Source organism: Burkholderia aenigmatica (assembly GCF_048627025.1).
GTDB lineage: Bacteria > Pseudomonadota > Gammaproteobacteria > Burkholderiales > Burkholderiaceae > Burkholderia > Burkholderia aenigmatica.
Map to the genome: position 1 here is coordinate 3,134,470 of NZ_CP184468.1, position 25,614 is coordinate 3,160,083.

General features: G+C 66.2%; 21 protein-coding genes. 2 read left to right on the forward strand and 19 right to left on the reverse strand.

Going from position 1 to position 25,614, the window contains the following annotated elements:
- Window positions 1–19: 19 nt before the first annotated feature.
- The 16 genes from ACN8ZM_RS14660 to ACN8ZM_RS14735 form a co-directional block, all read right to left on the reverse strand.
- A complete protein-coding gene (locus ACN8ZM_RS14660; RefSeq protein ID WP_420210209.1) occupies window positions 20–2,455 on the reverse strand; it encodes a 3-hydroxyacyl-CoA dehydrogenase/enoyl-CoA hydratase family protein in 2,436 nt (811 codons plus the stop codon).
- Between the two features lie 113 nt (window positions 2,456–2,568).
- Window positions 2,569–4,356: an acyl-CoA dehydrogenase C-terminal domain-containing protein gene (locus ACN8ZM_RS14665; protein WP_043190599.1), complete on the reverse strand. Its 1,788-nt coding sequence runs from the start codon at window positions 4,354–4,356 to the stop codon at window positions 2,569–2,571.
- A gap of 58 nt (window positions 4,357–4,414) precedes the next feature.
- Window positions 4,415–5,014 (reverse strand): TetR/AcrR family transcriptional regulator, encoded by a 600-nt coding sequence (locus tag ACN8ZM_RS14670; protein WP_006751498.1) that lies wholly within the window; start codon window positions 5,012–5,014, stop codon window positions 4,415–4,417.
- A 200-nt stretch (window positions 5,015–5,214) separates the two neighbouring features.
- Window positions 5,215–6,489 (reverse strand): cardiolipin synthase ClsB, encoded by a 1,275-nt coding sequence (gene clsB / locus ACN8ZM_RS14675; protein WP_043190595.1) that lies wholly within the window; start codon window positions 6,487–6,489, stop codon window positions 5,215–5,217.
- Window positions 6,486–6,980 (reverse strand): dihydroneopterin triphosphate diphosphatase, encoded by a 495-nt coding sequence (gene nudB, locus ACN8ZM_RS14680; protein WP_089451252.1) that lies wholly within the window; start codon window positions 6,978–6,980, stop codon window positions 6,486–6,488. Before nudB ends, clsB begins: the two co-directional genes overlap by 4 nt.
- A gap of 159 nt (window positions 6,981–7,139) precedes the next feature.
- Window positions 7,140–8,942, reverse strand: a complete 1,803-nt coding sequence (gene aspS, locus ACN8ZM_RS14685; RefSeq protein WP_011353156.1) for an aspartate--tRNA ligase — start codon at window positions 8,940–8,942, stop codon at window positions 7,140–7,142.
- 67 nt (window positions 8,943–9,009) lie between these two features.
- The gene (locus ACN8ZM_RS14690) at window positions 9,010–9,660 is read right to left on the reverse strand and encodes a DUF502 domain-containing protein (RefSeq protein WP_011353157.1); all 651 of its coding nucleotides are present in this window, start codon (window positions 9,658–9,660) and stop codon (window positions 9,010–9,012) included.
- Between the two features lie 61 nt (window positions 9,661–9,721).
- Window positions 9,722–10,069 carry an FmdB family zinc ribbon protein gene (locus ACN8ZM_RS14695; protein WP_034189001.1) on the reverse strand — a complete coding sequence of 116 codons (348 nt, stop codon included), beginning with the start codon at window positions 10,067–10,069 and terminating at the stop codon, window positions 9,722–9,724.
- 95 nt (window positions 10,070–10,164) lie between these two features.
- Window positions 10,165–10,791 carry an SAM-dependent methyltransferase gene (locus ACN8ZM_RS14700; RefSeq protein ID WP_089451253.1) on the reverse strand — a complete coding sequence of 209 codons (627 nt, stop codon included), beginning with the start codon at window positions 10,789–10,791 and terminating at the stop codon, window positions 10,165–10,167.
- A 17-nt stretch (window positions 10,792–10,808) separates the two neighbouring features.
- Window positions 10,809–12,386, reverse strand: a complete 1,578-nt coding sequence (gene ubiB, locus ACN8ZM_RS14705; protein ID WP_043190583.1) for a ubiquinone biosynthesis regulatory protein kinase UbiB — start codon at window positions 12,384–12,386, stop codon at window positions 10,809–10,811.
- 13 nt (window positions 12,387–12,399) lie between these two features.
- Window positions 12,400–13,026, reverse strand: coding sequence for a ubiquinone biosynthesis accessory factor UbiJ (locus ACN8ZM_RS14710; RefSeq protein ID WP_006487883.1), 627 nt, complete (start codon window positions 13,024–13,026; stop codon window positions 12,400–12,402).
- Window positions 13,027–13,190: 164 nt separating this feature from the next.
- The gene (locus ACN8ZM_RS14715) at window positions 13,191–14,225 is read right to left on the reverse strand and encodes a Tim44 domain-containing protein (RefSeq protein ID WP_043190581.1); all 1,035 of its coding nucleotides are present in this window, start codon (window positions 14,223–14,225) and stop codon (window positions 13,191–13,193) included.
- Between the two features lie 41 nt (window positions 14,226–14,266).
- Window positions 14,267–14,998, reverse strand: a complete 732-nt coding sequence (gene ubiE, locus ACN8ZM_RS14720; RefSeq protein ID WP_043190578.1) for a bifunctional demethylmenaquinone methyltransferase/2-methoxy-6-polyprenyl-1,4-benzoquinol methylase UbiE — start codon at window positions 14,996–14,998, stop codon at window positions 14,267–14,269.
- Between the two features lie 53 nt (window positions 14,999–15,051).
- The gene (locus tag ACN8ZM_RS14725; protein ID WP_420210210.1) at window positions 15,052–15,465 is read right to left on the reverse strand and encodes a gamma-butyrobetaine hydroxylase-like domain-containing protein; all 414 of its coding nucleotides are present in this window, start codon (window positions 15,463–15,465) and stop codon (window positions 15,052–15,054) included.
- The gene (locus ACN8ZM_RS14730; RefSeq protein WP_043190772.1) at window positions 15,462–15,905 is read right to left on the reverse strand and encodes an HIT family protein; all 444 of its coding nucleotides are present in this window, start codon (window positions 15,903–15,905) and stop codon (window positions 15,462–15,464) included. The genes ACN8ZM_RS14725 and ACN8ZM_RS14730 overlap by 4 nt, the downstream gene beginning before the upstream one ends.
- A gap of 85 nt (window positions 15,906–15,990) precedes the next feature.
- On the reverse strand, window positions 15,991–20,016 hold the full coding sequence (locus ACN8ZM_RS14735; protein WP_043190572.1) for a DUF3683 domain-containing protein: 4,026 nt from the start codon (window positions 20,014–20,016) through the stop codon (window positions 15,991–15,993).
- A gap of 573 nt (window positions 20,017–20,589) precedes the next feature.
- Between ACN8ZM_RS14735 and ilvA the strand changes: the two genes are divergently transcribed.
- Window positions 20,590–22,113, forward strand: a complete 1,524-nt coding sequence (ilvA, locus tag ACN8ZM_RS14740) for a threonine ammonia-lyase, biosynthetic (RefSeq protein ID WP_420210211.1) — start codon at window positions 20,590–20,592, stop codon at window positions 22,111–22,113.
- Between the two features lie 11 nt (window positions 22,114–22,124).
- Window positions 22,125–22,949 (forward strand): NADPH-dependent 7-cyano-7-deazaguanine reductase QueF, encoded by an 825-nt coding sequence (queF, locus tag ACN8ZM_RS14745; RefSeq protein WP_089451255.1) that lies wholly within the window; start codon window positions 22,125–22,127, stop codon window positions 22,947–22,949.
- A 124-nt stretch (window positions 22,950–23,073) separates the two neighbouring features.
- On the opposite strand, the gene ACN8ZM_RS14750 is transcribed toward queF, so the two are convergent.
- The 3 genes from ACN8ZM_RS14750 to ACN8ZM_RS14760 form a co-directional block, all read right to left on the reverse strand.
- A complete protein-coding gene (locus ACN8ZM_RS14750) occupies window positions 23,074–23,493 on the reverse strand; it encodes a bleomycin resistance protein (RefSeq protein ID WP_420210212.1) in 420 nt (139 codons plus the stop codon).
- A 175-nt stretch (window positions 23,494–23,668) separates the two neighbouring features.
- A complete protein-coding gene (locus ACN8ZM_RS14755) occupies window positions 23,669–24,055 on the reverse strand; it encodes a RidA family protein (protein ID WP_011353171.1) in 387 nt (128 codons plus the stop codon).
- A 76-nt stretch (window positions 24,056–24,131) separates the two neighbouring features.
- Window positions 24,132–25,613, reverse strand: coding sequence for an N-acyl-D-amino-acid deacylase family protein (locus tag ACN8ZM_RS14760; protein WP_301805439.1), 1,482 nt, complete (start codon window positions 25,611–25,613; stop codon window positions 24,132–24,134).
- Window position 25,614: the final 1 nt, after the last annotated feature.

Sequence of the window (25,614 nt, forward strand, 5' to 3'; positions counted from 1 at the left end):
CCTTGCCTTATCCGCTCGCTCAGTTACGCACCGGCTTGCCGGTCTGCAACATGCCCATGATCCGTTCCTGCGTCTTCTGCGTGCCGAGCAGCTCGACGAACGCGCGGCGCTCCAGCGCGAGCAGCCACTGCTCGTCGACCAGGCTGCCGGCTTCGACGTCGCCGCCGCACACGGCTTCGGCGATGCGGCTCGCGATCAGGTAGTCGTGATCGCTGATGAAGCGGCCGTCACGCATGTTGACGAGCGATGCCTTGATCGTCGCGATCGCCGAACGGCCTGCGACCGGCACGTCCTTCGCGCGCAGCGGTGCGCGGTAGCCGGTGGCGGCCAGCGCGCGCGCTTCCTTCTTCGCGGTGTCGAGCAGCTCGAACACGTTGAAGATGATCGTGTCGGACGGCTTCACGTAGCCCATCGCACGGGCGTCGTGCGCGGACGCCGAGACCTTCGCCATCGCCGCGTTCTCGAACGACTTCGTGACGAACTTCAGGATGTCGGTGGTCGCGTTCGCGGCCGTGGCGGCATCCGCTGCGCGCAGCGCCGCTTCCTTCAGGCCGCCGCCTGCCGGCACGAGGCCGACGCCCACTTCGACGAGACCGATGTAGCTCTCGACGTGCACGACGCGCTTCGCGCTGTGCAGCATCAGCTCGCACCCGCCGCCGAGCGCGATGCCCGACACGGCTGCGACGACCGGCACGTTCGCGTACTTCACGCGCAGCATGCCTTCCTGGAACTTCTTCACGAACGGCTCGATACCCTTCGCGCCGCCCATCATGAACGCGGGCATCGCCTCTTCGAGGTTCGCGCCGGCCGAGAACGGGCCGCCCGGCGTGCCGAGCTTCAGCGACGTCGGTTGCCAGATCACGACGCCCTTGTAGTCCTTCTCCGCGAGTTCGATCGCCTGCACGAGGCCGTCGATCACGCTCGGTCCGATCGTGTTCATCTTCGACTTGAACGACACGATCACGACGTCGTCTTCACCCGCGCGGTTGTCGACCCAAGCACGCACGGCATCGGTCTCGAACAGCGTCTTGCCGTACGTCTTCGGATCGGCACCCGCTTCGCCGAGCAGCGGCGCGCGGAATACCTGCTTGTCGTAGACAGCGAGATCCGAACGCGGCACGAAGCGCTTCGTTGCCGGCGCCCACGAGCCTTCGGCCGTGTGCACGCCACCCTTCTCGGCGACTGCGCCTTCGAGCACCCACGACGGCAGCGGCACGTTCGCGAGGGCCTTGCCGGCCGCGATGTCTTCCTGCACCCACTCGGCGACCTGCTTCCAGCCGGCAGCCTGCCAGCCTTCGAACGGGCCTTCGTTCCAGCCGAAGCCCCAGCGGATCGCGAGGTCGACATCGCGCGCGTTGTCGGCGATCGACTCGAGATGCACGCCGATGTAGTGGAACACGTCGCGGAAGATCGACCACAGGAACTGCGCGTGCGGATGGTCCGTTTCACGCAGCAGCTTCAGGCGTTCTGCCGGCGGACGCTTCAGGATGCGGCCGACGGTTTCGTCCGCCTTCGCGCCCGAATCCACGTAGGTGCCCGTCTTCGCGTCGAGCACCTTGATCGCCTTGCCTTCCTTCTTGTAGAAACCGCCGCCCGTCTTCTGGCCGAGCGCGCCCTGCTTCACCAGTTCGGCGAGCACGGCGGGCGTCTGGTAGACCGGGAAGAACGGATCGTCGGCGAGGTTGTCCTGCATCGTCTTGATCACGTGCGCCATCGTGTCGAGGCCGACCACGTCCGCGGTGCGGAACGTCGCCGACTTCGCGCGGCCGAGGCGGCTGCCCGTCAGGTCGTCGACTTCGTCGAAGCGCAGGCCGAACTTTGCGGCCTCGGTGATCACCGCGAGGATCGAGAAGATGCCGACGCGGTTCGCGATGAAGTTCGGCGTGTCCTTCGCGCGAACGACGCCCTTGCCGACGATGCTCGTCAGGAACGTCTCGAGCTGGTCGAGGATCTCCGGACGCGTATGCGCGGTCGGGATCAGTTCGACGAGGTGCATGTAGCGCGGCGGGTTGAAGAAGTGCACGCCGCAGAAGCGCGACTTCAGCTCGTCCGAGAAACCTTCGGACAGCTTCGTGATCGACAGGCCCGACGTGTTGGTCGCGAAGATCGCGTTCGGCGCGATGTGCGGTGCGACCTTCTTGTACAGGTCGTGCTTCCAGTCCATCCGCTCGGCGATCGCTTCGATCACGACGTCGCACTCGGCGAGCTTCGCGATGTCGTCTTCGTAGTTCGCTGCTTCGAGGTACTTTGCGTCGTCCTTCACGCCGAACGGCGCGGGCGACAGCTTCTTCAGGTTCTCGATCGCCTTCAGCGCGATCGCGTTTTTCGGGCCTTCCTTGGCCGGCAGGTCGAACAGCAGCACCGGCACGCGCGCGTTGATGAGGTGCGCGGCGATCTGCGCGCCCATCACGCCGGCGCCCAGCACGGCGACCTTGCGAATCAGGAAATTGCTCACGGGATGTCTCCGGATAGTGTCGTGCAGCGCGGGAGGGGTGGGCTGCACGGCGAAGTGAGTACCAGGAACCGTTGCGTTCGGGCGGCGCGCATCGCGCCCCGCCCGGTCTCGCGTCAGAACAGCGATTCGTCGACTTCCATCATCGTCTTCGAACCGGCGCGTGCGGCGCGGATCGTCGACGCCGTCTCGGGCAGCAGGCGTGCGAAGTAGAAGCGTGCGGTCGCGAGCTTCGACTTGTAGAACGGATCGCCCGACGCTTCCTTGTCGAGTGCGAGGCGCGCCATGCGCGCCCAGAAGTACGAGAACACCAGGTGGCCGACGGTGCGCAGGTACGGCACGGCGGCAGCGCCGACTTCGTCCGGGTTCTGCATCGCCTTCATGCCGATTTCCATCGTCAGCTTCTGCACCTTGTCGCCGATGTCGGCGAGCGGGTTGATGAACTCGGCCATTTCCGGCTTCACGCCTTCGGCTTCCGCGAATTCCGTGACGAGCTTGCCGAACTTCTTCAGCTTCGCGCCCATGTCGCCGAGCACTTTGCGGCCCAGCAGGTCGAGCGACTGGATCGAGTTCGTGCCTTCGTAGATCATGTTGATCCGCGCGTCGCGCACGTATTGCTCCATGCCCCACTCGGAGATGAAGCCGTGGCCGCCGTAGATCTGCATCGCGTGGTTGGTCGACTCGAACGCGTTGTCGGTCAGGAACGCCTTGATGATCGGCGTGAGCAGCGCGACGAGATCGGCCGCTTCCTTGCGCACCGCTTCGTCACCGTGCGACAGTTCCTTGTCGATCTGCAGCGCGGACCAGTACGTGAACGCGCGCGCGCCTTCGGCGTAGGCCTTCTGCGTGAGCAGCATGCGACGCACGTCCGGGTGCACGATGATCGGGTCGGCCGGTTTGTCCGGTGCCTTCGGGCCCGTCAGCGAACGCATCTGCAGGCGTTCCTTCGCGTACGTGAGCGAGTTCTGGTACGCGACTTCCGTGAGGCCGAGGCCCTGCATGCCGACGCCGAGACGCGCGGCATTCATCATCACGAACATCGCGTTCAAGCCCTTGTTCGGCTCGCCGACCATCCAGCCCTTCGCGCCGTCGAGGTTCATCACGCACGTCGAGTTGCCGTGGATGCCCATCTTGTGCTCGATCGAGCCGCACTTGATGCCGTTGCGCTCGCCCGGCTCGCCCGCTGCGTCGGGGATGAACTTCGGCACGATGAACAGCGAGATCCCCTTGGTGCCCTGCGGCGCTTCCGGCAGGCGCGCGAGCACGAGGTGGACGATGTTCTTCGACATGTCGTGCTCGCCGCTCGAGATGAAGATCTTCGTGCCGCTGATCGAGTACGAGCCGTCGCCGTTGGGTTCGGCCTTGGTGCGCAGGATGCCGAGGTCGGTGCCGCAGTGCGGCTCGGTCAGGCACATCGTGCCCGTCCATTCGCCCGTCACGAGCTTCGGCAGGTAGCGCTGCTGCAGTTCCGGCGCGCCGTGTGCGTGCAGGCACTCGTAGGCGCCGTGCGACAGGCCCGGATACATCGTCCATGCCTGGTTCGCCGAGTTCAGCATTTCGTAGAGCGCGTTGTTCACGAACGCGGGCAGGCCCTGGCCGCCGTAGTCCGGATCGCAGCCGAGTGCCGGCCAGCCGGCCTCGACGTACTGCTGGTAGGCTTCCTTGAAGCCGGTCGGGGTCTTCACGACGCCGTCGCCTTCATACGTGCAGCCTTCGCGGTCGCCGACCTGGTTCAGCGGGAACAGTACCTCGGAGCAGAACTTGCCCGCTTCCTCGAGGACCTGGTTGATCGTGTCGGCGTCGAGGTCCGCATGCTTGGGCATTTGCTTGACTTCGGCTTCGACGTTCAGAAGCTCGTGCAACACGAATTGCATGTCGCGCAGCGGCGCGGCGTACTGTCCCATGACTCTCTCCAAAGGTGGGCAAAACGGCTCGAGCTCCTGGCGGGCGGATCACGCGCCGCTAACGGCTCTCGCTCTGATACGAAACAATCGTCTTTTCCAGCGCGGCCCACGTGAGGCGCACGGCGTCCGGCGAATGCAGGAAGCGTGCGTCGTGATGCAGGCCGAGCGTGAAGCTGTACAACTCGAAGAGCATCAGGTCCGGATCCGTATCCGCACGCAGATGGCCTTCTTCCTTCGCCTGCGAAATGGCACGCAGCATCGCGGCACGCCAGGCCGTCACGCTTGCGATCAACTGCTCGCGCACGGGGCTGTCAGGCCGGTCGTCGTACTCGACGGCACCGCTGATGTAGATGCATCCGGTCGTTACCTCCTGGATGCGCTTCTCCGTCCAGCGGGCCAGCATCGCCCGAAGGCGCGGCAAGCCTCGCGGCTCGCGCAGGCTCGGAAAGAACACCTCGTTTTCGAAACGATGGTGATACTCGCGGACGACCTCGACCTGCAGGTCCTCACGCGATCCGAAGTGCGCGAACACACCGCTCTTGCTCATCTGCATGCGCTCGGCCAGCAGGCCGATCGTCAGCCCCTCCAGCCCATCACGGCTGGCGAGGTCCAAAGCAGCTTCAAGTATCGCGGCACGCGTCTGTTCGCCTTTTCGCATAGCTATTTCTGTAACCGTTCGGGGGTTCGAATAAAATCGAACGGCCGTACTATTATTGAGTGCGGCCGCTCGCGAAACAAGGAAATTATTAGAAACCGGTGTCTAACCGAGCCGCTATTTTGCGCGATTCCGGCGGGACCGGAGCGGCTTTTCCGCACGAACGTGCGGACAGATTTTTTGAAGCGAACGCTTAGTCTTCGTCAGTCGTAACCACCGACCGTCAGCGCCTTCATCACGACGCGATACGCCGTATAGGCGAGCCAGTTCAGCATGCGCTCGATGCGCGGGCGCGCGGCGAATCGTGCGGGGTCGATTTCCCGACCGTCGGCGAACGCGGCCGCGATCGCGTCGCGCAGTTCGTTCGTGACAGCATCGTAGCGCACCAGCACGACATTCGCCTCATTGTTCAACATCAGGCTCAGCGCGTCCAGGTTCGACGAGCCGACCGTCGCCCAATTGTCGTCGATCACGGCCACCTTGCCGTGCAGCATCGTCTTGTCGTATTCGGCCACGCGCACGCCCGCGCGCAGCAGCGCGTGATAGAGGAACGGCACGGCCGTATCGAGTGCCGCGAATTCCTTGCGGCCGATCAGGATCCGCACGTCGACGCCGCGTCGCGCGGCGCCCGTCAGCGCACGGCGCAGCTTGCGGCCGGGCATGAAGTACGGATTGGCGAGCAGGATCCGCTGGCGCGCCTGGCCGATCGCCGCGAGATACGCCTTCTCGATCGCGCGGCGGTTCACGACGTTGTCGCGCGCGACGAACGCGACGCTCGGCTCCGTCACGACCCGCAGCGCGCCGGCCTTGATCCAGCGGTGGCTGCGCATCCAGCGCCGGAACATCTCGGGGAATGCTTCGCCGCCATACAGCCCGGCCGCGTATTGCGCATACGGCTTGTGACCGAACATGATCCGGTGCCACTGCAGTTCGAACGCGGCGCGCACGTCGGACACCGCGGGCCCCGCCATCTCGACCGCGAAATCCCAGCGCGGAAACGGCAGCGTCGTGCCGCCCTGCGCGTAGTCGTCGATGATGTTGATGCCGCCGCAGAACGCGACCGCGTGATCGATCACCGCGAGCTTGCGATGCGTGCGCGAGAAGCCGAAGCGGCCGAACAGGAAACGGTTGTAGATGCAGTGCTCGACGCCGGCCTCGCCCCACGTGTCGAACAACGGCAGGCGGGCGGTGCCGATGCCGTCGGTGATCACGCGTACGCGCACGCCACGCTGCGCCGCGCGGATCAACGCGTCCGACACCGGCCGGCCGGCCGCGTCGTCGCAGAAGATGTAGGTTTCGAGCATCACCTGCTCGCGGGCGGCATCGATCCGTTCGATCAGCGCCTGGAAGAATGCGCCGCCGCCCTCGCACAACCGCACGGTGTTGCCCGACGTGAAGGCGAGCCGCGACGCGGAACCGCGTTCCTGCAGGAACATCTGCCGCAATTGCGCGAAGCGCTTGCGGGCTTCCGCCGTCATGCGGACGAGCCGTGCGGCGCGCGCGACAGTGCCACGCGCGCGGGCAATTGCAGGATCGCCTCGGCGTTCGACGGCGAGAAGCAGCGCGCGGCCGCCTCGCGGAACGGCAGCCACGCATGGTCGACATGCTCGCGCGGCGACAGCGTCACGTCGACGCGATGCGGCACGCACAGGCCGAACCAGTGCTCGGTGTTGCGCGTGACGCCCGGCGCATAGCGGTGCAGGTATTGCGGATAGATCGTGTATTCGATCCGGTGGCGCCAGTCGACGAGCGCGCCGGGCGGCACGTCCGGCGTGCCGATCGTGATGCCGGTTTCCTCGGCCACTTCGCGCGCGGCGGTGACCGCGAGCGGCTCGTCGAGCGCGTCCTTCGAGCCCGTCACCGATTGCCAGAAATCAGGCTGGTCGGCACGCTTGATCACGAGCACATCGAGGTCGGGCGTGTAGATCACGACAAGAACGGATTCGGGGATTTTCGGCGGCTTCGTCATCTTTATTTCATGCGGCACGGGGCCGCGCGCCGGGCAAATGCTCCGAACGGGCGGCAAGTGCTGCGACTGTACCGCAAAAAACGAAAAAGGCGCATCGCTGCGCCTTTTTCATGTGCGTCGTGTGCGCGTGAACGCACACACGACCGGGTACGAACCGCGTTACGCCTTCGGTTGCTCCGGCTGACGCAGACGGATGTGCAGTTCGCGCAGCTGACGCTCGTCGACCGGGCTCGGTGCTTGCGTGAGCAGATCCTGCGCGCGCTGCGTCTTCGGGAACGCGATCACGTCGCGGATCGAATCGGCGCCGGCCATCATCGTGACGATGCGGTCGAGACCGAAGGCGATACCACCGTGCGGCGGCGCGCCGTACTGCAGTGCGTCCAGCAGGAAGCCGAACTTCAGCTGCGCTTCTTCCGCGCCGATCTTCAGCGCGCGGAACACCTTGCTCTGCACTTCCTCGCGGTGGATACGCACCGAGCCGCCGCCGATTTCCCAGCCGTTCAGCACCATGTCGTACGCCTTCGCGAGGCAACGGCCCGGATCGGTCTCGAGGTACTCGAGGTGCTCGTCCTTCGGGCTCGTGAACGGGTGGTGCGCAGCGACGTAGCGCGCATCTTCGTCGTCGTATTCGAACATCGGGAAGTCGACGACCCACAGCGGCTTCCAGCCGGCATGGACGAGGCCGTTCGCCTTGCCGAATTCCGAATGGCCGATCTTCAGACGCAGTGCGCCGAGGCTGTCGTTGACGACCTTCGCGCGGTCGGCCGCGAAGAAGATGATGTCGCCGTCTTCCGCGCCGGTGCGCTCGAGGATCGCCGCGATCGATGCATCGTGCAGGTTCTTGACGATCGGGCTCTGCAGGCCGTCACGGCCCTTCGCCTTCTCGTTGACCTTGATCCAGGCGAGACCCTTCGCGCCGTAGATGCGCACGAATTCGGTGTAGCCGTCGATGTCGCCACGCGACAGCTCGCTGCCCTTCGGCACGCGCAGTGCCGCGACGCGGCCGTCCTTCGCGTTGGCCGGCGTGCTGAACACCTTGAAGTCGACGTCCTTCATCGCGTCGGTCAGCTCGGTGAATTCGAGCTGCACGCGCAGGTCCGGCTTGTCCGAACCGAAACGCGCCATCGCTTCCGAGTACGGCATCACCGGGAAGGTCGCGTCGAGTTCGACGTCGATCGTCGTCTTGAAGATGTGACGGATCATGTCTTCGAACAGGTCACGGATTTCCTGCTCGCCGAGGAACGACGTTTCGCAGTCGATCTGCGTGAATTCCGGCTGACGGTCGGCACGGAGGTCTTCGTCGCGGAAGCACTTGGTGATCTGGTAGTAACGGTCGAAGTTCGCGACCATCAGCAGCTGCTTGAACAGCTGCGGCGACTGCGGCAGCGCGAAGAACTGGCCCGCGTTCGTGCGCGACGGCACGAGGTAGTCGCGCGCGCCTTCCGGCGTGCTCTTCGTCAGCATCGGCGTTTCGATGTCGATGAAGCCCTGCTCGTCGAGGTACTTGCGCGCTTCGATCGCGACGCGGTAGCGCAGGCGCAGGTTGTGCTGCATCTGCGGACGGCGCAGGTCGAGCACGCGGTGCGTGAGACGCGTCGTTTCCGACAGGTTGTCGTCGTCGAGCTGGAACGGCGGCGTGACCGATGCGTTCAGCACGTTCAGTTCGTGGCACAGCACTTCGATCTTGCCGCTCTTCAGGCCGGCGTTGACCGTGCCTTCCGGACGGTTGCGCACGAGGCCCTTGATCTGCACGCAGAACTCGTTGCGCACGCCTTCGGCGGTCGCGAACATTTCCGCGCGATCCGGGTCGCACACCACCTGCACGAGGCCTTCACGATCGCGCAGGTCGATGAAGATCACACCGCCGTGATCGCGGCGGCGCTGCACCCAGCCGCACAGCGACACGGTTTGGCCCAGCAGGTGTTCGGTCACGAGACCGCAGTATTCAGTACGCATCGACATGATGTTTGCTTTCGTTCGGTTTGATCAACGGGCGCCGCAACGCGCGGCCCGGGCGATGATTCTTTACTTACAGCGGCGGCTCGACGGGGCGGCGTGCAGGCGCCGGAGCCGGCGCCGGGGGCGCCACCACGCCCATCGAGACGATGTACTTGAGCGCGGCATCGACCGACATGTCGAGTTCGATGACTTCGCTCTTCGGCAGCATCAGGAAGAAGCCCGACGTCGGGTTCGGCGTCGTCGGGATATAGACGCTCACGTATTCTTCCGTCAGATGATTGAGCACGTCGCCGCCCGGCGTGCCGGTCAGAAACGCGATCGTATACGAGCCGCGACGCGGGTATTCGATCAGCAGCGCCTTGCGGAACGCGTTGCCGCTGCTCGACAGCAGCGTGTCCGACACCTGCTTGACGCTCGTGTAGATCGGCCCGACGACCGGGATGTGACGCACCACGGCGTTCCACCACGTGACGAGCTTCTGGCCGATGAAGTTCCGCGTGGCCAGCCCGACGACGAAGATGAACGCGAGCGTCAGCACCGCGCCGATCCCCGGCAGATGGAAGCCGAGCATCCGCTCGGGCTGCCACGATTCGGGCAGCAGGAGCAGCGTCTGGTCCATCGTGCCGATGATGAGACCGAGCACCCACAGCGTGATCGCGAGCGGGACGAGAACCAGCAGGCCGGTCAGAAACACCGATTTCAGGGTCGTCTTTTTCATCATCTGCCGTCAATGAACCGCGCCGGTGGCGCGGGTTGGTCGCAGCCCGGCCGGGCCGCGACGGTCAACTGCTGGCGGCGGGCGCTGCAGCCGGGGCAGGCGCGGCGCTCGTCGTCGTGCTGGCGGAAGGGCTTGCTGCAGCCGGTGCGGCTGCTGCGGGCGCGGCTTCCGCCGGTGCGGCCGGGGCTGCGTCGCCCGACGCCGTCGCCGGCGCGCTGGTGCCGCCCGAACCGCCGCGGAAATCGGTGACATACCACCCCGAGCCCTTCAGCTGGAAGCCTGCGGCAGTGACCTGCTTGCGAAATGCATCCTTCCCGCATTCCGGACACTGCGACAGCGGCGCGTCGCTCATCTTCTGGAGCACGTCCTTCGCGAAACCACACGCTTCGCATCGATAGGCGTAGATCGGCATGATATTTTTCCCGCGGAAACTGGAAACGGCTTGCAAAACCTTGAATTATAGCCGAAACCCTGGCGCGCTCCGGCAATGGCCGCGACACACATGCATCAGCGGCGGCGCCACGTGAGCCAGCGCTCGTGCCCTTCGAACACGGGCAGCGAATCGGTCACGGGCAAATCCTCGATCAGCTCGAAGTGCGGTGCGAGCAGCGCATCGAGTTCGGCACGCTCGATTCCGAACGGCGGGCCCTTCGGTTTCGCCGTCAGGAAGAAATAGCCGGCCAGCAAGCCGTCCGTTGGCAGCAACTCGGCCATGCGCGCCGCATAGCCGGCGCGCATGGCCGGCGGCAGCGCGCACAGGAACGCGCGCTCGTACACCCACTGCACGTCGAACGGCGGCCGGTACGCAAAGAAATCGGCCTGCTCGACGACGCCCGCATGCGCGCCGAGCTGCGCCTTCGCGGCAACCACCGCCTGCGCGGCGAAATCGATCGCCCGCACGGGCCAGCCGGCCTGCGCGAGCCACCCGGCCTCCTGCGCACTGCCACAGCCGGGAATCAGCACCGCGCACGGCTCGAGCCGGTGCGCGAACACACGGAAACCATCCGGCACGCCACCGAATTCCCACGGCGTCATGCCACGCTCGAAACGCTCGTCCCAGAACGATGCGTCGCCGGGATCGCGCGTCGTGAAATCGGCGGCTGCCGGTGTGACGGGTTGCTTCGGATCGGACATCGCCCTGCTCCTTTCGATCATGTGCCGTACGCGAGCGCGAGCAGCACGCGCGCAACGAGCGCCCCGACGCCGACGGCGAGGCCGAAGATCAGCAGCGCCTGCATCAGCCGGTTCGTCCGCTTCTGCTCGACGAGGATCTGCCGCATCAGGTCCTCGCTCGCCGCGCGCGGCGCGTCATGGCGCGCCGCCATCGCGTGATGGATCAGGCGCGGCAGTTGCGGCAGCGTCTTGCTCCACTGCGGCGCTTCGACCTTGAAGCGCTCGTACCAGCCGCGCAGGCCGATCTGCTCGGTCATCCAGCGCTCGAGGTACGGCTTCGCGGTTTTCCACAGGTCCAACTCGGGGTCGAGCGAGCGGCCGAGCCCCTCGACGTTCAGCATCGTCTTCTGCAGCAGCACGAGCTGCGGCTGGATCTCGACGTTGAAGCGGCGCGACGTCGAGAACAGGCGCATCAGCACCTGGCCGAGCGAGATGTCCTTCAGCGCACGGTCGAAATACGGCTCGCACACCGCGCGGATCGCGCTTTCGAGCTCCTCGACGCGCGTTTCGGGCGGCACCCAGCCCGATTCGAGGTGGAGCGTCGCGACGCGGTGGTAGTCGCGCTTGAAGAACGCGAGGAAGTTCTGCGCGAGGTAGTTCTTGTCGAAATCGGACAGCGCGCCGACGATCCCGAAATCGAGCGCGACGTAGCGGCCGAACGTGTTCGGATCGAGGCTCACCTGGATGTTGCCCGGGTGCATGTCCGCGTGGAAGAATCCGTCGCGGAACACCTGCGTGAAGAAGATCTCGACGCCTTCGCGCGCGAGCTTCTTGATGTCGACGCCGGCGGAACGCAGCGTCTCGACCTGGCTGATCGGCACGCCGGTCATGCGCTCCATCACGAGCACCTGCGACGTCGAGAAATCCCAGAACATCTCGGGCACGAGCAGCAGGTCGAGGCCCGCGAAATTGCGGCGCAGCTGGCTGCCGTTGGCGGCCTCGCGCATCAGGTCGAGCTCGTCGTGCAGGTACTTGTCGAATTCGGCGACGACCTCGCGCGGCTTCAGGCGCCGGCCGTCTGCCCACATGCGCTCGGTCCAGATCGCGATGTCGCGCATCAGCGCGAGGTCGGAATCGATCACGGACAGCATGTTCGGGCGCAGCACCTTGACGGCCACGGCCTTACCGGCGTGCTGGCCCTGCTTGAGCTTCGCGAAATGCACCTGCGCGATCGACGCGCTCGCGATCGGCTCGCGCTCGAATTCGTCGAACAGCTCGTCGACCGGCGCACCGAGCGACTTCTCGATGATCCCGATCGCGACCGCCGAATCGAACGGCGGCACCTGGTCCTGCAGCTTCGCGAGTTCGTTCGCGAAATCGACCGACAGCAGGTCGCGGCGCGTCGACAGCACCTGGCCGAACTTCACGAAGATCGGGCCGAGGCTTTCGAGCGCGTGGCGCAGCCGCACGGCAGGCGGATCGGAATAACGGCGGCCGATCGTCGTGATCCGCAGCAGCAGCTTCACGCGCCGGTCGTCGATCCGGGACAGCATCACTTCGTCGAGACCAAAGCGGATGACGGTGTAGACAATCTTGATGAAACGGAAAATGCGCATGCCCTGCGGCCCCTCAGTGCGCGCCGCGCGGGCCGGAACCCGTGCGCGCGCCGATTTTTTGTTCGAGTCGCTCGACCCGCTTTTCGACCCGTGCGAGCGCATCGCGTGCGCGCGCCAGTTCGGCGTCGAAGCCGCCGAGCGACGCGCGCCGGACGACTTGCGGGTTCTCGTCGAGCCAGTATTCGGCGACGGAATCGAGCACGTTGCGGCCGGTGCGTCGCGCGCGTGCACCGGCGTCGCGCACGACCGTCGCGATCCGGTATGCCGCCGCGTCGCCGACCAGCTTCGCGAGATCTTCTTCAGGTTCCCAGCGCAGGTGCTCGGCCAGCTTCGCGATCTGCGTCGCGAACTCCGCGTCGCCCTCGATCTTCACGTGCTTCATCACGGCCGCCTGGCCGCCCTGCAGGAACGCGGCGACCGTGTCGCCGGCGAGCGCGATCGATACGTCGACCTGTTGCGCATCGTGCGCGTCGACGGCCGACAGATAGCCGTCGGGCTGCACTAGCAGCGTGAGCGTAACGGGAGGCACGTCGATCCGGGCTGTCTTGCCCGCATACGGAATCAGGCGGTCGCGCGCCCACGATTCGCGGGCGAGCAGGTGATTGACGGCAGCAGCAAAAGGCTTGGCGGCAAAGGTCATCGGACTGGGAAAGAAAAAACCCGCGCAGGCCGGGCGCCCACGCGGGTTTCTATTGTAACGTCGGATCGTCGGCAGACCGTGGCTGACCGCACACCCGGGCGGCAAGCGGTCGCAGTACGGCGGCCGTTGCCCGGGTGTCCGGCGGCGTGGGCCGCCGGTCACGCTCAGTGCGTGTTGATCTGCTGGATGCCCGCGAGCAGCCAGCCCTGACTGCCCGACTTCGACAGGTTCCACACCTCGTCGAACGGCGCGGCCGACGCACTCGCCGATTCGCGGATCAGGCCGTGGAAGCGCACGCTCGCCGACTGCTCGATGCCGCGATCCTCGATCGCGACCAGTTCCGCGTCGAGCTGCACGACGTCGGTCTGGTTCGACTCGTTGCCACGCGAATCGAGGTCGATCTTGATCTCGGCGAACATTTCGGGCGTGGTGAATTCGCGGATGTCGGCCAGGTTGCCCTGGTCCCACGCGGCCTGCAGGCGCACGAAATAGACCTTCGAGCTGCGCAGGAACGCTTCGGTGTCGAAGCCGGCCGGCACCTGGAGCGGTGCTGCCGCACCCGCCGCCGCTGCGCCGGCGGCCGCGGCACCGCCGCCGAACACGCCTTGCGCTTCGTTCGCGTAGTTGCTGCCGCTGCCCGCGTAGTTGCTGCCGGTGTTGCCCTGCTGGAACGACGGGCTTTGCGAGTAGCCGCCCGACGACGACGCCGAGCCGCCGACCGAGTATGCCGGCTCCTGCGGACGACGGCGGTTCATGAACTTGCGGATCAGCCAGATACCGACCGCCGCGAGCAGTGCGATCACGATGACGTTCGCCATCATGCTTGCGAACGCGCCGCCCATGCCGAAGTGCGACAGCAGCGCCGCGATGCCGAGACCCGCCGCGAGGCCGGCGATCGGCCCGAGCCAGCGCGAGCGGTTGGGCTGCGCGGCCGGCGCCGGAGCGGCCGGGTTCGCACGCTGCGCCTGCGACGGCGCGGCCTGCTGCATCGGCTGCTGCGCGGGCGGCGTAGCCTGGCGCTGCGTGACGGTGGAGTTCTGGCGACCGATGCTGCGCCCGCCGCCCATGCGCTTGGCTTCGGCGTCGAGCGATGCGAACGTGCCGGCCGTGAGCAGGCCGACCATCAGCAGCGTGCCGACCCGTCGAGCCCACGGCTTCGACGGCTTGCTACGGTTGAACAACGAACGCGATTCGAACATCAATTTCTCCAGATGTAAGACAAATGTATGGGAAGAGCCCCTTAGTACTTGGCTCCCATGTGTAAAGCTACCACGCCACCTGACAAATTGTAATATTTGACGGCATCGAGGCCCGCTTGTTCCATCATCGTCTTCAGCGTGTCCTGGTCGGGGTGCATCCGGATAGATTCAGCAAGATACCGGTAACTTTCAGCATCTTTCGCGAACTTGTCGCCAAGCCACGGTAATACTTTGAAAGAATACAGATCGTACGCTTTTTTCAGCGGATCCCAGACTTTCGAGAATTCCAGCACCATCACGCGGCCGCCGGGCTTCGTCACGCGGCGCATCTCGGCCAGCGCGGCATCCTTGTGCGTCATGTTGCGCAGCCCGAACGCGACCGTGACCACATCGAAGTAGTTGTCCGGAAAGGGAATTTTCTCCGCGTCGCACAGCAGCGACGGCGTCACGATGCCCTTGTCGAGCAGCCGGTCGCGGCCGACGCGCAGCATCGATTCGTTGATGTCCGTGTGCCAGACCTCGCCCGTCGGCCCGGCCGCCTTCTTGAACGACTTCGTCAGGTCGCCGGTGCCGGCCGCGATGTCGAGCACCTTGAAGCCGGGGCGCACGTTCGCCTGCGCGATCGTGAACGCCTTCCACGCACGGTGCATGCCCGCCGACATCAGGTCGTTCATCAGATCGTAGTTGCTCGCAACCGAATGGAACACACCCGCCACTTTCTTCGCTTTTTCGTTTTCCTCGACGCTTTCGAAGCCGAAGTGGGTTTTGCTCATCGCGTTGATCCTCAGTAAATGGCAAGACGGCGCCAAGCGGGCGCCGTCGAATTTCAGTGGCAGTGGCCGTGCGACGCACCCGCCGCCGGCATCGGGGCATCGCGCTCGACGCCCGCCGCCTTCAGTTTGTCGAAATAGTCGCGCCAAAGCGCGTCCTGCTGCGTGGCCAGCTCGTACAGCAGATCCCACGAGTAGATGCCGGTCGAATGGCCGTCGGAGAAGGTCGGCTGCAGCGCGTAGTTGCCGACGCCCTCGAGCGCGGTGATCGTCACCTCGCGCTTGCCGGTCTGCAGCGTTTCCTGGCCGGGCCCGTGGCCGCGCACCTCGGCCGACGGCGAATACACGTGCATCAGCTCGAACGGAATCCGGAAACTGTCGCCGTTCGGGTACTGCAATTCGAGCACGCGCGACACCGCGTGCACGACGACGCCGGACGGAATCGGCGTCGTGGAAGTCAAACCGCTCATGGCTGCCTCGAATCGGTCATGCGTTGAATTTCCTCGCGCACCGCATTGTGCAGCAGCGAGGCCTGCGCGGCGCGCGTGCGCAGCAGCGCCTCGGACACGCTGCGCTGGCGCGGCGCCCATACGGGCTGCGGAAAATGGGCGTCGTTGGAAAAGCGCGGAATCACGTGCCAGTGCACGTGCGGCACCATGTTGCCGAGGCTCGCGAGATTCACCTTGTTCGGCTGCATCACGCGGCGCACGGCCCGCTCGACCGCGTAGACCACGCGCATCAAATGTGCCCGCTCGGGCTCGCCGAGATCGGAGAACTCGGCCACGTGCGCACCCCAGATCACCCGGCAGAAGCCCGGATACTCGTGCTCGCCCGTCGCGAGGACGACGCGCACCGCATCGTCCCGCCAGAGCACCTCGCCGCCGTCTTCACGGCAAAACACGCATTCCATCGTCGCTCCCATGTGGACGGGCGCCGGCATTGCTGCGCCGGCGCCCGCTCATTCCTGGCCCGGTCGGGCGGTCGTCATGCCCGCATTAGACCAGCACGCGCTCGATCCCGCCATTGTTCGCACGTGCGACATAATCGGCCATCCAGTTCTCGCCGAGTACCTGACGCGCGATTTCGACCACGATGTAGTCGGCTTCGAGGTTCGCATCCTCGCTGTAGCGCGACAGGCCCTGCAGGCACGACGGGCAGCTGGTCAGGATCTTCACGTCCGGGCCGTTCGCGGCCGCGGCGGCCGGCGCCGGCGCGTTGCCGGCCACGACCGGAATGCTGCGCAGCTTCGCGGCACCCTTGCGGATCTCCTCTTCCTTGCGGAAGCGAACCTGCGTCGAGATGTCCGGACGCGTGACCGCGAGCGTGCCCGATTCACCGCAGCAACGCTCGTTCTTCTCGATCTTGTAGCCGTCCTTCTCCGAGCCCATCAGCTCGTTGACGAGCTTCACCGGGTCCATCGTCTTGATCGGCGTGTGGCACGGGTCGTGATACATGTAGCGCGTGCCCGACACGCCATCCAGCTTCATCCCCTTCTCGAGCAGGAACTCGTGGATGTCGATGATCCGGCAGCCCGGGAAGATCTTGTCGAATTCGTAGCCCGCGAGCTGGTCGTAACAGGTACCGCACGACACGACCACCGTCTTGATGTCGAGGTAGTTCAGCGTGTTCGCGACCCGGTGGAACAGCACGCGGTTGTCGGTGACGATCTTCTCGGCCTTGTCGTACTGGCCCGAGCCGCGCTGCGGATAGCCGCAGCACAGGTAGCCCGGCGGCAGCACGGTCTGCACGCCGGCCTCCCACAGCATCGCCTGCGTCGCGAGGCCGACCTGCGAGAACAGGCGCTCGGAGCCGCAGCCCGGGAAGTAGAACACCGCTTCCGAATCGACGGTGGTCGACTTCGGGTTGCGGATGATCGGCACGATCTTGTTGTCCTCGATGTCGAGCAGCGCGCGCGCCGTCTTCTTCGGCAGGTTGCCCGGCATCTTCTTGTTGACGAAGTGGATCACCTGCTCGACCACCGGCGGCTTGCCGACCGTCGCCGGCGGGTGCTGCGTCTGCTTCGTCACGACCTTCTTCAGCATGTCGTTCGCGAAGCGCTGCACCTTGTAGCCGGCGCCCATCATCACGCTGCGCGCGACGTTGATCGTCTGCGGGTTGGTCGCGTTCAGGAAGAACATGCCCGCCGCATTGCCGGCGTTGAACTTCTTCTTGCCCATCTTGCGCAACAGGTTGCGCATGTTCATCGTGACGTCGCCGAAGTCGATCTTCACCGGGCACGGCGTCGCGCACTTGTGGCACACCGTGCAGTGGTCGGCCACGTCGTTGAACTCGTCCCAGTGCTTGATCGACACGCCGCGGCGCGTCTGTTCTTCGTACAGGAACGCCTCGACCAGCAGCGACGTCGCGAGGATCTTGTTGCGCGGGCTGTACAGCAGGTTCGCGCGCGGCACGTGCGTCGCGCACACCGGCTTGCACTTGCCGCAGCGCAGGCAGTCCTTCACCGAATCGGCGATCGCGCCGATGTCGGACTGCTTCATGATCAGCGACTCGTACCCCATCAGCCCGAAGCTCGGCGTATACGCGTTGCGAAGATCGGCGCCTTCGAGCAGCTTGCCCTTGTTGAAGCGGCCGTTCGGGTCGACCCGCTGCTTGTACGCGCGGAATTCGGCGATCTCGTCGTCGGTCAGGAACTCGAGCTTCGTGATGCCGATGCCGTGCTCGCCGGAAATCACGCCGTCGAGCGAGCGCGCGAGCGTCATGATGCGTGCGACCGCCGCGTGGGCGTCCTGCAGCATCTCGTAGTTGTCGGAGTTGACCGGCAGGTTGGTGTGGACGTTGCCGTCGCCCGCGTGCATGTGCAGCGCGACGAACACGCGGCCGCGCAGCACCTGCTTGTGGATCGCCTGCGCCTCGTCGAGGATCTGCTTGAACGCGCCGCCGTTGAAGATCGCGCGCAATTCCGCGCGGATCTCCTGCTTCCACGAGATCCGCACCGTGCGGTCCTGCGTGATGTGGAACACGGTCGCGCCCGGCTGCTCGTCGGCGCGGTCCGCGAACTTCTCGGCGAGCGCCTCGTAACCGAGCTGCACGAGGTAGTGCTGCGCCTCGCGCAACGGCTGGTCGAGCCGGTCGCGCACGAATTCCCAGCGGGCGCGCACGCGGCTGAGCAGCTCCAGCGCCTGCTGGACACGGTCTTCGAGCAGTTCGGCGCTCGGGATCTCGTTCGCGTCGTCGGTCTTGCCGAGCGGCAGGTTGCCGGCGCGGAAAAACGCTTCCAGCGCGTCGACGAGCTGCAGCTTGTTCTTCAGCGACAGCTCGATGTTGATCCGCTCGATGCCGTCGGTGTATTCGCCCATCCGGTTCAGCGGGATCACGACGTCTTCGTTGATCTTGAACGCGTTCGTGTGCTTCGCGATCGCGGCCGTGCGGCTGCGGTCGAGCCAGAAGCGCTTGCGCGCCTCCGCGCTGACCGCGACGAAGCCTTCGCCGCTCTTGCCGTTCGCCATCCGGATCACTTCGGACGTCGCGTGCGCGACCGCATCGGCATCGTCGCCGACGATGTCGCCGATCAGCACCATCTTGGGGAATGCGTTGCGCTTGCTCTTGGTCGCGTAGCCGACCGCGCGCAGATAGCGCTCGTCGAGGTGCTCGAGGCCCGCGAGGATCGCGCCGCCCTGCTTCGACGTTTCGAACAGGTAATCCTTGATCTCGACGATGCTCGGGATCGCTTCGCGCGCCTGGCCGAAGAACTCGAGACAGACGGTGCGCGTGTGCGCGGGCATCTTGTGCAGCACCCAGCGCGCGGACGTGATGAGCCCGTCGCAGCCTTCCTTCTGCACGCCCGGCAGGCCCGCGAGGAACTTGTCGGTCACGTCCTTGCCGAGGCCTTCCTTGCGGAACCGGCGGCCTTCGATCTCGAGCATCTCGCTCTTCAGCAGCTTCTCGCCCGGCGCGTACGCGCCGTCGAACCACTTCAGCTCGAAACGCGCGACCGCGATGTCGTGGATCTTGCCCTGGTTGTGCTCGTGGCGCGTGACTTCGAGCCAGTTGCCGTCCGGGTCGACCATCCGCCACCAGGCCAGGTTGTCGAGCGCGGTGCCCCACAGCACGGCCTTCTTGCCGCCCGCGTTCATCGCGACGTTGCCGCCGATGCACGATGCGTCGAGCGAGGTCGGATCGACCGCGAACACGTAGCCGGCCGCTTCGGCCGCCTCGGTCACGCGGCGCGTGACGACGCCCGCGCCGGAGAAGATCGTCGGCACCTTGTGCGCGACGCCCGGCAGCTCGGTCAGCTCGACCGCGCCGAGTTGTTCCAGTTTTTCGGTGTTGATCACCGCCGAGAACGGCGTGAGCGGCACCGCGCCGCCCGTGTAGCCGGTACCGCCGCCACGCGGGATCACGGTCAGCCCGAGCTCGAAGCAGGCCTTGATCAGCCCCGCGATCTCGGCTTCGGTATCGGGGGTCAGCACGACGAACGGGTATTCGACACGCCAGTCGGTCGCGTCGGTCACATGCGACACGCGCGACAGCCCGTCGAAGCGGATGTTGTCCTTCTGCGTGCAGCGGCCGAGTGCCTTGGTTGCGCGGCGGCGCAGGTCGGCCATCTTCTCGAATTCGTCGGCGAACTCGTTGACCGCGCGCTGCGCGGCGGTTTCGAGCATCTCGACGCGCACCGCGCGTTCGCGGCCCGCGTCGTCGCGGTGCGCGGTGAGGTCCGCGCTGCGGCGCTTGCCGATTTCGGTCAGGCGGTGGTTCAGCGCCTCGATCAGCAGCGCGCGGCGCTTCGGGTTGTCGAGCAGGTCGTCCTGCAGGTATGGGTTGCGGCGCACGACCCAGATGTCGCCGAGCACTTCATACAGCATCCGTGCCGAGCGGCCCGTGCGGCGCTCGGCGCGCAACTCGTCGAGCACCGACCACGCCTCTTCGCCGAGCAGGCGGATCACGATCTCGCGATCCGAGAAGGACGTGTAGTTGTAGGGAATCTCGCGCAAGCGGGGCGCGGGGTCGGCGGCGACGGCAGCAGCCGCGCCATGCGGATCGAAAACTTGTGGTGCGTTCATGTTCGGACGACTCGGAGGGCCGATACACCGTGCACGGGCGTCGGCAAGCGCGTAGGCGCAATCTTGGGGAAATCTGTTCTGTTACCAGGCGCGCGGCTGTCCTTCATGGGGCCGGAGCGGGCGACTCGCCCCTCCTGGCCGGCGACAGGGCCTGGCGGCACTCGGAACCATCAGCACGATCGCGCGCGGCGCGCATGCCGCTCCGCCGCGGGGGTGGCTGCACGCGGCGTCGGCTTCAACGGGGCGATCCGAGGGTGCCTCTGCATCTTCCGATCCTTGATTCAAAACGGAATTCTAACCCATGATCGGGCCACGCGTGACACGTCGGACAGGTCGTGGGGCTATCGCCGCGAGCCGCGCCAGGCGGGGCTCGGCGCGATTTCGTGCGACCATTCGCCGTCCGTCCGGTCGGTAACCGCGCAGTTAAACCGGTAAAAAAGCCGCGCAAGCTCGCCGACGCACCGCCCGTACGGCCCGCCAAGCGCGCGCTCGGCATGCCGTTTGCATGCGGGCGGACCCTTGGCGCTATCATTGATCTTTTACCGTCTGCTTCCGCACTGCACGCGAGCGCCCATGGCATCCCACGATTACCTGAAGAAAATCCTCACCGCGCGCGTCTACGACGTCGCGATCGAGACGGAACTCGAATCCGCCCGCAACCTGTCGGCCCGGCTGCGCAACGCCGTCTACCTGAAGCGCGAGGACAACCAGCCGGTGTTCTCGTTCAAGCTGCGCGGCGCGTACAACAAGATGGCGCACATTCCGGCGGACGCGCTCACGCGCGGCGTGATTACGGCGTCGGCCGGCAATCACGCACAGGGTGTCGCGTTCTCGGCGGCCCGGATGGGCGTCAAGGCCGTGATCGTCGTGCCCATTACGACGCCGCAGGTGAAGGTCGATGCGGTGCGCGCGCACGGCGGCCCGAGCGTCGAGGTGATCCAGGCCGGCGAGTCGTACAGCGACGCGTATGCGCATGCGGTCAAGGTGCAGGAAGAGCGCAGTCTCACGTTCGTCCACCCGTTCGACGATCCGTACGTGATCGCCGGCCAGGGCTCGATCGCGATGGAAATCCTGCGCCAGCATCAGGGCCCGATCCACGCGATCTTCGTGCCGATCGGTGGCGGCGGGCTCGCATCCGGCGTTGCGGCCTACGTGAAGGCGGTGCGCCCGGAGATCAAGGTGATCGGCGTGCAGGCCGAGGATTCGTGCGCGATGGCGCAGTCGCTCAGCGCGGGCAAGCGCGTCGAGCTGAGCGAGGTCGGCCTGTTCGCGGACGGCACCGCCGTGAAACTGGTCGGCGAAGAAACCTTCCGGCTCTGCAGCGAATACCTCGACGGTGTCGTGACGGTCAACACCGATGCCCTATGCGCGGCGATCAAGGACGTCTTCCAGGACACGCGCAGCGTGCTCGAGCCGTCCGGCGCGCTCGCGGTCGCCGGCGCGAAGCTCTACGCGGAACGCGAAGGCATCGAGAACCAGACGCTCGTCGCGGTCACGTCGGGCGCGAACATGAACTTCGACCGGATGCGCTTCGTCGCCGAGCGCGCGGAAGTGGGTGAAGCGCGCGAAGCCGTGTTCGCGGTCACGATCCCCGAGGAGCGCGGCAGCTTCAAGCGCTTCTGCTCGCTGGTCGGCGACCGCAACGTCACCGAGTTCAACTACCGGATCGCCGATGCGCAGGCCGCGCACATCTTCGTCGGCGTGCAGATCAAGCGCCGCGGCGAATCGGCCGAGATCGCCGCGAATTTCGAATCGCACGGCTTCAAGTCCGTCGACCTGACGCACGACGAACTGTCGAAGGAACACATCCGCTACATGGTGGGCGGCCGTTCGCCACTCGCGCTCGACGAGCGCCTGTTCCGTTTCGAATTCCCGGAACGGCCGGGCGCGCTGATGAAGTTCCTGTCGTCGATGGCGCCGGACTGGAACATCAGCCTGTTCCATTACCGCAACCAGGGCGCGGACTACAGCTCGATCCTCGTCGGGCTGCAGGTGCCGCAGGCCGATCGCGCCGAATTCGAACGCTTCCTCGCGGCACTCGGCTATCCGTATGTCGAGGAAAGCGCCAACCCGGCTTACCGCCTCTTTCTGTCGTAAAGGCGTCACGCATGAATCCCGAACATTCCCCGCTCGGCAAGGCCACCGCCTACGCCGCCCAGTACGACGCGTCGCTGCTGTTCCCGATCCCGCGCGCCGGCGCGCGCGAACAGCTCGGCATCACGTCGGCGCTGCCGTTCTTCGGCACCGACATCTGGAACGCCTACGAGCTGTCGTGGCTCAACGCGCGCGGCAAGCCGCAGATCGCGGTGGCGACCTTCTACGTGCCGGCCGAATCGCCGAACATCGTCGAATCGAAGTCGTTCAAGCTGTATCTCGGCTCGTTCGCGCAAACGAAATTCGACTCGATCGACGCGGTGCGCGACACGCTGAAGCGCGACGTCTCGGCTGCGTGCGGCGCGACCGTCTCCGTGCAGCTGGTGTCGCCGCACGATTTCGGCAAGCTCGAAATGGACGAACTCGACGGGCTGTCGCTCGACCGGCTCGACCTCGACACCGACGTGTACGAACCCGATCCGTCGCTGCTGTCGGCCGCCGAGGACGAAGCGCCGGTCGAGGAGACGCTCGTGTCCGACCTGCTGCGCTCGAACTGCCCGGTCACCGGCCAGCCGGACTGGGGCAGCGTGCAGATCCACTACGTCGGGCCGCAGATCGATCACGCGGGCCTGCTGCGCTACATCATCTCGTTCCGCAATCACACGGGCTTTCACGAGCAGTGCGTCGAGAGGATCTTCCTCGACATCCTGCATGCGTGCAAACCGGTGAAGCTCGCGGTGTATGCGCGCTATACGCGCCGCGGCGGGCTCGACATCAACCCGTTCCGCACCAACTACAACCAGCCGATGCCGGACAACGCGCGCAACGCGCGGCAGTGACGGCGGCGGGCCGCCGCCGCGGTTTGCAGTGGGCAACGCGCGGCCGCCACCCCGGACAAAAACAGCCCGGCCGGAATCAACCGGCCGGGCTGTTTTTCATTGCGCGGAAACGCGCGAACGGCCCTCACCCACTCACCGGCCGCTCCGGGAGAATCTCCACCAGGCGCAACAGGTAGCCGTCGGGATCCTGCACCAGCATCTCGACCTGGCCATGTTCGATCTCGTCCTCCCGATACCAGGACGTGCGCGGTTCGACGAACAGCGTCACGCCCGCGGCGCGAATCCGGTCGAGGATGGGGTCGAGCGCATCGACCTCGATCTGCAGATTGATCCCGCGCCCGAACGGCGGCTCCAGCGGGCCGGTCAGCCAGCCCTCCGGGCTGTACTGCTCGAGCATCAGCTGGGCCCGCCCGATTTCAAGATAGACGAAGCCGTCTTCCGGGCGCTCGAAGCGAATCCGGAATCCCAGCACGTCGCGATAGAAGCGAACGCTTCCGGCAAGGTCCGAGCAGATCAGCTCCGGCACCAGCGCAGCCCATTCCATGCATGTCATCTCCGTATGGTCATGCGGCACATTACCTGAACGAATCGGGTGCGTTGCGGCGGTTGCCGCTTTGGGAACACCGCCCGCCGGTCGACCCGTGGCCGGCACATGAAAAAACGGGCCCGACGCACATGCATGCGTCGGGCCCGTTGCGTAGCGGCTCGCCGTGGCGGCGTTACTTTGCCGGCGCCTTGTACGCGATGCAGTCGACCTCGACCTTGCAGTCGATGACCATGCTCGACTGCACGCACGCACGTGCCGGCGGATGCTCGCCGAAGTACGAGATGAACACCTTGTTGAACGACGCGAAATCGCGCGCGTCGTCGAGCCACACGCCGCAGCGCACGACGTGCTCGAGGCCGTAGCCGGCTTCCTTCAGGATCGCGATCACGTTCTCGATCGTCTGCTTCGACTGCGTGACGATGCCGCCTTCGACGACCTCGCCGTTCACCATCGGCGTCTGGCCCGACACGTACAGCCAGCCGTCAGCCTCGACCGCGCGTGCGAACGGCATCACCTGGCCGCCGGTCCCCTTCGCTTCGCCTACGCCATATCGCTTCATCGTTTCACTCCTTGTTTCGGTTACGGATGCGCGCGCCGACGATGGCGCGCGCGGCAGATCGGAACAACCACCGCGTTCAGAACGCGGCGTCGGCACTCGCCGGCACGCGCTCGCCGCGCGCGACGAAGCCGCCGGCGCGCTCGCCGGTCGGCTGGCCGTTTTCATAAGTGAGCACGCCGTTCACCCACACGGCGTCGATCCCGTGCGCGGGCTGCTGCGGCTTCTCGAACGTCGCGGCGTCGATCACGATCGCCGGGTCGAACAGCACGAGATCCGCGTGGTAGCCCACATGCACCTCGCCGCGTCGCGCGATCCCGTAGCGGCGCGCGGACAGCGAGGTCATCTTGCGAATCGCCTCCTCGAGCGGCAGCAGGTTCGTGTCGCGCACGTAGTGGCCGAGCACGCGCGGGAACGCGCCCCACAGCCGCGGGTGCGGCAGCGGATCGTTCGGCAGGCCGTCGGAGCCGACCATCGTCGCGGGATGCGACAGGATCCGGCGCACGTCGTCCTCGGACATGTTGTGGTACACCGCGCCCGCCGGGCGGATGCGCTGCGCGGCTTCCTGCTCGGTCACGCCCCACTCGGCCGCGATCGCCTTCAGCAGCTTGCCGGCCACTTCCGGGTGCGGCTCCGACCACGTGATCGTGATGTCGATGTCGCCCGTCACCTGCTTCATGTCGAGCGTCGACGAGCTGCGGCTGTACGGATAGCAGTCGCAACCGACCGGCTGGTAGCGGCGCGCGCCTTCGAGCGACGCGAGCACTTCGGTGCTGCGCCCCCAGTTCGACGGGCCCGCGCACTTCAGGTGCGAGATCACGACCGGCACGCGCGCATGGCGGCCGACCTGGTACGCCTCTTCCATCGCGTCGAGGATCGCGTCGAACTCGGTGCGCATGTGCGTGGTGTACAGCGCGCCCGCGTTCGCGAGCGGCTCGGCGAGCGCCATCACCTCCTCGGTCGGCGCCGCGAACGCGGAGCCGTACGCGAGGCCCGACGACAGGCCGAGCGCGCCGTTCGCGAGCGCCTCCTCGAGTTGCACGCGCATGCCGGCGATCTCGCCGTCGGTCGCCGCGCGGTCGAGGCGGTCCATCTGGTTGTTGCGCAGCGCCGTGTGGCCGACGAGCGCCGCGACGTTCACGGCCGGACGCGCGTCGTTCACGGCCGCGACGTAGTCGGCGAAGGTCGGGTACAGGAACGCACCGCGCTCGCCGAGCAGGTTCATCGGGTCGGGCGGATCGCCCGCGAGCGTCACTGGCGACGCGCTGATCCCGCAGTTGCCGACGATCACGGTCGTCACGCCCTGCGAGATCTTCGGGATCATCTGCGGCGCGCGGATCACGTGCGTGTCGTCGTGCGTGTGCACGTCGACGAAGCCCGGCGCGAGCGCGCGGCCGTTCGCATCGACGACGTTCTCGGCCAGCCAGTTCGACAGGTTGCCGATCGCCGCGATCACGCCGTTGCGGATCGCGACGTCGCGCGTGACGGGCGGCGCGCCGGTACCGTCGTAAAGCTGCGCGCCGACGATCAGCGTATCGGCGGCTTCGGGATGCGAATGCATG

Bases quoted from the DNA above. Each gene is read 5' to 3' on its own strand.
- ACN8ZM_RS14665 (WP_043190599.1), bottom strand. From the start codon at position 4,356: ATGGGACAGTACGCCGCGCCGCTGCGCGACATGCAATTCGTGTTGCAC.
- ACN8ZM_RS14670 (WP_006751498.1), bottom strand. From the start codon at position 5,014: ATGCGAAAAGGCGAACAGACGCGTGCCGCGATACTTGAAGCTGCTTTG.
- clsB (WP_043190595.1), bottom strand. From the start codon at position 6,489: ATGACGGCGGAAGCCCGCAAGCGCTTCGCGCAATTGCGGCAGATGTTC.
- nudB (WP_089451252.1), bottom strand. From the start codon at position 6,980: ATGACGAAGCCGCCGAAAATCCCCGAATCCGTTCTTGTCGTGATCTAC.
- aspS (WP_011353156.1), bottom strand. From the start codon at position 8,942: ATGTCGATGCGTACTGAATACTGCGGTCTCGTGACCGAACACCTGCTG.
- ACN8ZM_RS14690 (WP_011353157.1), bottom strand. From the start codon at position 9,660: ATGATGAAAAAGACGACCCTGAAATCGGTGTTTCTGACCGGCCTGCTG.
- ACN8ZM_RS14695 (WP_034189001.1), bottom strand. From the start codon at position 10,069: ATGCCGATCTACGCCTATCGATGCGAAGCGTGTGGTTTCGCGAAGGAC.
- ACN8ZM_RS14700 (WP_089451253.1), bottom strand. From the start codon at position 10,791: ATGTCCGATCCGAAGCAACCCGTCACACCGGCAGCCGCCGATTTCACG.
- ubiB (WP_043190583.1), bottom strand. From the start codon at position 12,386: ATGCGCATTTTCCGTTTCATCAAGATTGTCTACACCGTCATCCGCTTT.
- ACN8ZM_RS14710 (WP_006487883.1), bottom strand. From the start codon at position 13,026: ATGACCTTTGCCGCCAAGCCTTTTGCTGCTGCCGTCAATCACCTGCTC.
- ACN8ZM_RS14715 (WP_043190581.1), bottom strand. From the start codon at position 14,225: ATGTTCGAATCGCGTTCGTTGTTCAACCGTAGCAAGCCGTCGAAGCCG.
- ubiE (WP_043190578.1), bottom strand. From the start codon at position 14,998: ATGAGCAAAACCCACTTCGGCTTCGAAAGCGTCGAGGAAAACGAAAAA.
- ACN8ZM_RS14725 (WP_420210210.1), bottom strand. From the start codon at position 15,465: ATGAGCGGTTTGACTTCCACGACGCCGATTCCGTCCGGCGTCGTCGTG.
- ACN8ZM_RS14730 (WP_043190772.1), bottom strand. From the start codon at position 15,905: ATGGAATGCGTGTTTTGCCGTGAAGACGGCGGCGAGGTGCTCTGGCGG.
- ACN8ZM_RS14735 (WP_043190572.1), bottom strand. From the start codon at position 20,016: ATGAACGCACCACAAGTTTTCGATCCGCATGGCGCGGCTGCTGCCGTC.
- ilvA (WP_420210211.1), top strand. From the start codon at position 20,590: ATGGCATCCCACGATTACCTGAAGAAAATCCTCACCGCGCGCGTCTAC.
- queF (WP_089451255.1), top strand. From the start codon at position 22,125: ATGAATCCCGAACATTCCCCGCTCGGCAAGGCCACCGCCTACGCCGCC.
- ACN8ZM_RS14750 (WP_420210212.1), bottom strand. From the start codon at position 23,493: ATGGAATGGGCTGCGCTGGTGCCGGAGCTGATCTGCTCGGACCTTGCC.
- ACN8ZM_RS14755 (WP_011353171.1), bottom strand. From the start codon at position 24,055: ATGAAGCGATATGGCGTAGGCGAAGCGAAGGGGACCGGCGGCCAGGTG.
- ACN8ZM_RS14760 (WP_301805439.1), bottom strand. From the start codon at position 25,613: ATGCATTCGCATCCCGAAGCCGCCGATACGCTGATCGTCGGCGCGCAG.